We start from the raw sequence: 5,484 nt of genomic DNA, 5'->3' as shown, positions 1-5,484 counted from the left end.
CGCTTTTTTCAAACCTGTATTTTATTGAACTACACTGTAATCTTCAGTTTTCAATTCGATAGATTCTTTCTCTGAAAAAATCTACCGAGAACTTTGCAATTAAGCAGTAACGCCTAATACTTCAGCCATTTTCTTTCCGATCTCCGCAGGGCTGTCTACCACATGCACTCCACATTCGCGAAGGATGGCCTTTTTGGCTTGAGCCGTATCATCAGCTCCACCTACTATCGCTCCTGCATGCCCCATCGTTCTTCCCTTTGGAGCAGTTTCTCCTGCTATGAACCCAACAACGGGTTTCGTTCCATTCGCCTTGATCCATTTTGCAGCTTCGGCTTCAAGGTTTCCTCCAATCTCACCGATCATTACGATTCCTTCCGTAGCTTCATCTGCCATCAAGAGCTGAACAGCTTCGAGGGTGGTAGTTCCGATAATCGGATCTCCACCGATACCGATGGCGGTGGTTTGCCCCATTCCCGCTTTCGTGATTTGGTCTACAGCTTCGTAGGTCAAGGTTCCCGACTTCGATACGATACCGATTGATCCTTTTTTGAAGATAAAGCCAGGCATGATACCTACTTTAGCCTCTCCTGCCGTGATAATTCCAGGGCAGTTTGGACCGATTAGCGTTGAGTCCGTTCCGTCGATGTAGTCCTTCACCTTCACCATGTCGTTTACAGGAATACCTTCGGTTATGGTCACGATCACTTTAATTCCTGCGTAAGCTGCTTCCAAAATGGCGTCAGCTGCAAATGCAGGTGGTACAAAGATGATGGTAACATCAGCTCCTGTTTTGTCTACAGCTTCTTGAACAGTGTTGAAGACAGGCTTATCAAGGTGAGATTGACCTCCTTTACCCGGAGTCACACCTCCTACTACATTGGTTCCGTACTCAATCATCTGGCTCGCGTGGAAAGTTCCTTCGCTACCTGTAAATCCCTGTACGATTACCTTTGAATTCTTATTGACTAATACGCTCATGGTTTCTTATTTTCAAGGGCACAAACATAATCATTAGCCCCGCTTTCAACAAACCATGTTGACCCGAAAAAAAGGATTGTGCATCTTTAGCGACTGAAATAAAAACCAATCCCAAATGCGCAAGTTAATCTGCCCTATTATACTGCTAACCTGCCTTGGTCTGAGCAGCCTTGCCTCAAGTCAAGATTACGACAAGCTCGACTCTTATCTCGCAGCAATGGTCGATCAAAAAAAGTTTGTAGGCACCGTGCTTGTGGCTCAAGGGGATTCCATTGTTTACCACAAAGGACTTGGTCCGGCTTCAGCCGATGGAAGCAAATTGAATACAACTGAATCTCAATTTTTGATTGGGAGTATTACTAAAACCTTCACCGCAATTGCCATCATGCAGCTTTTCGAGGAAGAAAAACTCTCCCTCTCTGATCCATTGAGCAAGTACATTTCTCTTTTCCCTCAGTCTGACAAGATCACTATTCGTCATTTACTCTCACACAAGTCAGGAATTAAGAATTACACCGAACTTCCCGACATGGACCAATGGAAAGCGAAGGAAATCAGCCCGCTACGTCTGGTGGAAAAAGTGATGGATTATCCTCTGGGATTTGAACCCGGATCAATGTTCTCTTACAGCAATACGAATTATGTTCTACTCGGAATTATTATAGAACAAGTTACAGGAACCACATATGAGAAGTACCTCCAAGCAAATATCCTGAAGCCTGAAGGACTAGGACATACGGGCATGAATTACAAAAAAGTCAAGAATCTTTCAGAAGGTTTGATTGTGATAGATGGCGAGTGGACAAAAGCTGATAAAGTAGATCCATCTGTTCCCTTTTCTGCGGGAGCTCTGTACAGCTCTACAGAAGATCTATTCACCTTTTCAAAGACTTTTTTCAGCGGCGGCTTTTATGAAAGCAAGTCAGCCTCGGAGCTTCAGACAAACTTTGATGAAGGGCAATACGCGCTAGGAGTTTATGCAGATGAAATTGACGAACAAGTCTTTATCGGACACAATGGTGGAATTGACGGTTACAGTGCAACCTGGAATTATTTCAAAGATTTGGACCTCCACACTATTGTCCTCTCAAATTGTATGGAATCCAATAACAACGAAGTATTGGATGCCATCCTACACGCTCATCTCGGTGAAGAAATCCTTCTTCCGGAGCCGAAAATGGCCATAGAAATGCCCTTGGAAAACTTGGAACGACTTGTGGGCACATACGAAATTCAAAAAGGCTTCGACCTCAATATTTTTCTGGAAAACGGAAAGCTGATGGGCCAAGCTACAGGTCAAGGCTCTCTAGAGCTCTTCGCCGAAAATGATTCCGCATTTTTCGCAAAAGTGGCCGAAATAGAAGTTGTATTTCACCAAAAAGGAACAGAGCAGGCCAAGGCACTCACTCTATATCAAGGAGGAGGCTCAACCAAGGCTCCAAGGGTAGAAAAGAACCGCATTGCCGTGAAACTCGAAGCTGCCGACCTTCTAGTTTTAGAAGGAACATATGTCCTTCAAGAGGGGTTTGAAATCCGAGTCTTTACAGAAGGAGATAAACTCATGGCTCAAGCGACAGGGCAACCACCTTTTGAACTTTTCGCCGAAAATCGACAGGATTTTTTCACGGAAGGCTTGGGAATAGAAATCTCATTTGTTTTCGACGATAAGGGAGAAACAAAGAGTCTCACACTATTCCAAGGTGGAGGAAAATATGACGCTGAAAAAAGAGTCCTATAAGAAGAAGGCTCTGCAAATTTCCATTTCTTTGCACCACAAATGGAATCCATGCCAAAAAGTACCTTACTCATTACCCTATTCAGCCTTCTTTCCATTAACCTGTTTTCGCAGTGTTTGGAATGGACTAATCCGACTTCTGAAGCGGGATACTCCGTTTTCACATCCGTGCCTTGCAATGGAGATACACTTACGACCAACTCGTTTGAAGTTTGGCAGTCGGATGCCTACGAAATCCCAAACCTTGAAGCTGGAGGAACTTACGAATTCTACCACTGCGACGGAGCAGGAGAATGGACTCCGGAATACACGGTTTTTGCGCCTTCAGGAGCAATCGACGCTTTCGGTGTAGGAACAGGGTGTTCCATTTCTTGGACCGCCAGCGAGTCGGGCACTTACCTTATAGCCATTAATGAATTAGACAGCTGCGGCATTGCCGGATCAACTAATAATGGATTCCCTACCCTTATAACTCTTTCGGGAGGCGAAGATTGCACAGAGCCTCCTATTTTCATTGAGGGTTCGGAGAGCTTTGAGGCAGATACCCTTCCGGGTTGCTGGATCTCATACAATGAGGATGACGACATCTTCAGCTGGTTTATCGACAATGCCACAGTCGAAGCATTTGACGGCGAACAATACATGAGAAGCAGTTCGTTTGTACCGGGAATCGGGGCCATCACTCCTGACAATTACTTGGTCTCTTCACCACGAGTCATCAGCGAAGGTGACTCTCTCTACTATGTTGTTTCTGCTTTTAGCGAATTTTTTCCAAATGAATTCTATTCTATTGAAATAGCCATCAATGGAAATCAACCTGAAGACTTTATCGAGATCTTTTCTGAAACGCTTAGTTCTACGAATTGGGAAGGTCGATTCATTGATATGAGTGACTATGCAGGAGAAATTGTTTATGTCGCCTTCCGTCACCACAATTCGACCGATCAATCGGGCCTCTTGATTGACGCAGTGGCCCTTCCGGGAGAAGAATTAGAAAATTGTGCAGAGGTTCTTTCGAGTGACTCAGACTTCGAAAAACTTACTTTTGGCTTATACCCTAATCCCGCTAATGATAAGGTTATTCTTTCCAACCTAAACGAATCGGGGGATTACCTAATTCGCACTTTCAATGTGAGTGGAAAATTGGTTGTCTCAGAGCAAGTACGATTGGTGCAAAACTCCTCTTACCAAATGGATGTCAACCACCTACTACCCGGTGTTTATACGATTCAAATTCTTGGTCGCGACGCAGTGGGAAGTCAAAAGTTGGTGATCCAATAAAAATCATTTCAAAAAGAGCTTTGACCCATGTATTTCAAGAATCAAAGCGATACCATCTGTGCTTTATCTACCGCTCCCGGAATGGGCGCCATTGCGCTTATCCGCCTTTCGGGAAAGGACGCGGTAGAAATCGTCAACCGTTCTTTTTCAAGAGATATCTCAGTTGCAGAGGGATATTCATTGCACTACGGTACGATCAAACAAAACGGTGAAGCGATTGATGATGTTATCGCGGCGGTTTACCGAAACCCCAAATCTTTTACGGGTGAGGATGTGGTGGAAATCTCATGCCACGGTTCGGAGTACATCCAAGGCCAGCTACTGAAGCTTTACACCTCATCGGGTTGCCGCATGGCCGAGCCGGGCGAGTTCAGCATGCGGGCCTTCGCCAATGGCAAAATGGACTTGAGTCAAGCCGAAGCCGTAGCCGATTTGATCGCCTCTTCCACCCAAGCAGCGCATAAATTGGCCATGAACCAGATGCGCGGAAACTTCTCACGGAAGATCAATGAGCTGCGCGAACAACTCATACACTTCGCCTCAATGATTGAGTTGGAGCTGGACTTCAGCGAAGAAGACGTGGAGTTTGCCAACCGAGATGATTTGAAAGCCTTAGTCAATTCAATTCAAGAAATTGTGGTGGATTTGATGGAGAGCTTCGCCACTGGAAATGCCATCAAAAACGGAGTTCCCGTTGCCATCCTCGGTGCACCGAATATGGGGAAATCGACTTTGCTCAATGTTCTACTCGACGATGACCGAGCCATCGTTTCCGAAATAGCCGGAACCACTCGCGACACCATAGAAGACGAAACCACCATCGGCGGTATTCGCTTTCGCTTTATCGATACGGCGGGGATTCGCGAAACTGAAGACGAAATCGAAACCATCGGAATTAGCAGGGCATTTGAAAAGGCCGGGAAAGCCAGCATCGTCCTCTATTTGGTCGATGCCATGGAAACGAAAGTGGAAGAAATTGCCGAAGCCTTATCTTCCATCCGAGAGAAAATCGGATCGGATCAGGAGCTACTCTTGGTCGTGAACAAAGTGGACAAGGCCCGCGACCTCAGCGAGGTCAAAGAGAAATTCAGTTCGATTCCCGAGGCGCAACTTATCTCCGCCACCGACGGAGTAGGATTGGAAGCCCTAAACGAACGACTCCTCGAATCATCGCGCTCCATCATGGTGGAAGGCCACGATGTGGTGGTAACCAATGTGCGTCACTACAATGCCCTTTCGGCAACGAATGACTCACTCCTCTCCGTCCTCACGGGACTGAACAGTGGCATTTCAGGTGACTTTCTGGCCATCGATATCCGCCGCGCTCTGCACCACCTCGGTGAGATTACGGGCGAGATCACGACGGATGATTTGTTGGGGAATATTTTCTCGAAGTTTTGTATCGGAAAGTAATTACTTTTCATATAGTACGCTAAAGCCTTCCTTTTCTTGATTTTAGACTGTTTTTACTTCCTTTACTTGTTGCTAAT

General features: G+C 45.7%; 4 protein-coding genes. 3 read left to right on the top strand and 1 reads right to left on the bottom strand.

What is annotated here, in order from left to right; translation table 11 throughout:
• Positions 1-99: 99 nt before the first annotated feature.
• On the bottom strand, positions 100-978 hold the full coding sequence (gene sucD / locus O3Q51_18235) for a succinate--CoA ligase subunit alpha (GenBank protein ID MCZ4410761.1): 879 nt from the start codon (positions 976-978) through the stop codon (positions 100-102).
• Positions 979-1,093: 115 nt separating this feature from the next.
• Between sucD and O3Q51_18230 the strand changes: the two genes are divergently transcribed.
• Genes O3Q51_18230 through mnmE form a run of 3 tightly spaced genes read left to right on the top strand, consistent with a single transcriptional unit; the run spans position 1,094 to position 5,407 of the window.
• Positions 1,094-2,716, top strand: a complete 1,623-nt coding sequence (locus O3Q51_18230; GenBank protein MCZ4410760.1) for a serine hydrolase — start codon at positions 1,094-1,096, stop codon at positions 2,714-2,716.
• Positions 2,717-2,764: 48 nt separating this feature from the next.
• Complete coding sequence (locus O3Q51_18225; protein MCZ4410759.1) at positions 2,765-3,994, top strand: choice-of-anchor J domain-containing protein; 1,230 nt, start codon at positions 2,765-2,767, stop codon at positions 3,992-3,994.
• A gap of 27 nt (positions 3,995-4,021) precedes the next feature.
• Complete coding sequence (gene mnmE, locus O3Q51_18220; protein ID MCZ4410758.1) at positions 4,022-5,407, top strand: tRNA uridine-5-carboxymethylaminomethyl(34) synthesis GTPase MnmE; 1,386 nt, start codon at positions 4,022-4,024, stop codon at positions 5,405-5,407.
• Positions 5,408-5,484 lie beyond the last annotated feature (77 nt).

Source organism: Cryomorphaceae bacterium 1068, assembly GCA_027214385.1.
GTDB lineage: Bacteria > Bacteroidota > Bacteroidia > Flavobacteriales_D > Cryomorphaceae > JAKVAV01.
This window is presented reverse-complemented; position numbering and strand designations above follow the sequence as displayed.

Coding starts and splice junctions, on each gene's coding strand:
- sucD (MCZ4410761.1), bottom strand. CDS start 978: ATGAGCGTATTAGTCAATAAGAATTCAAAGGTAATCGTACAGGGATTT.
- mnmE (MCZ4410758.1), top strand. CDS start 4,022: ATGTATTTCAAGAATCAAAGCGATACCATCTGTGCTTTATCTACCGCT.
- O3Q51_18230 (MCZ4410760.1), top strand. CDS start 1,094: ATGCGCAAGTTAATCTGCCCTATTATACTGCTAACCTGCCTTGGTCTG.
- O3Q51_18225 (MCZ4410759.1), top strand. CDS start 2,765: ATGCCAAAAAGTACCTTACTCATTACCCTATTCAGCCTTCTTTCCATT.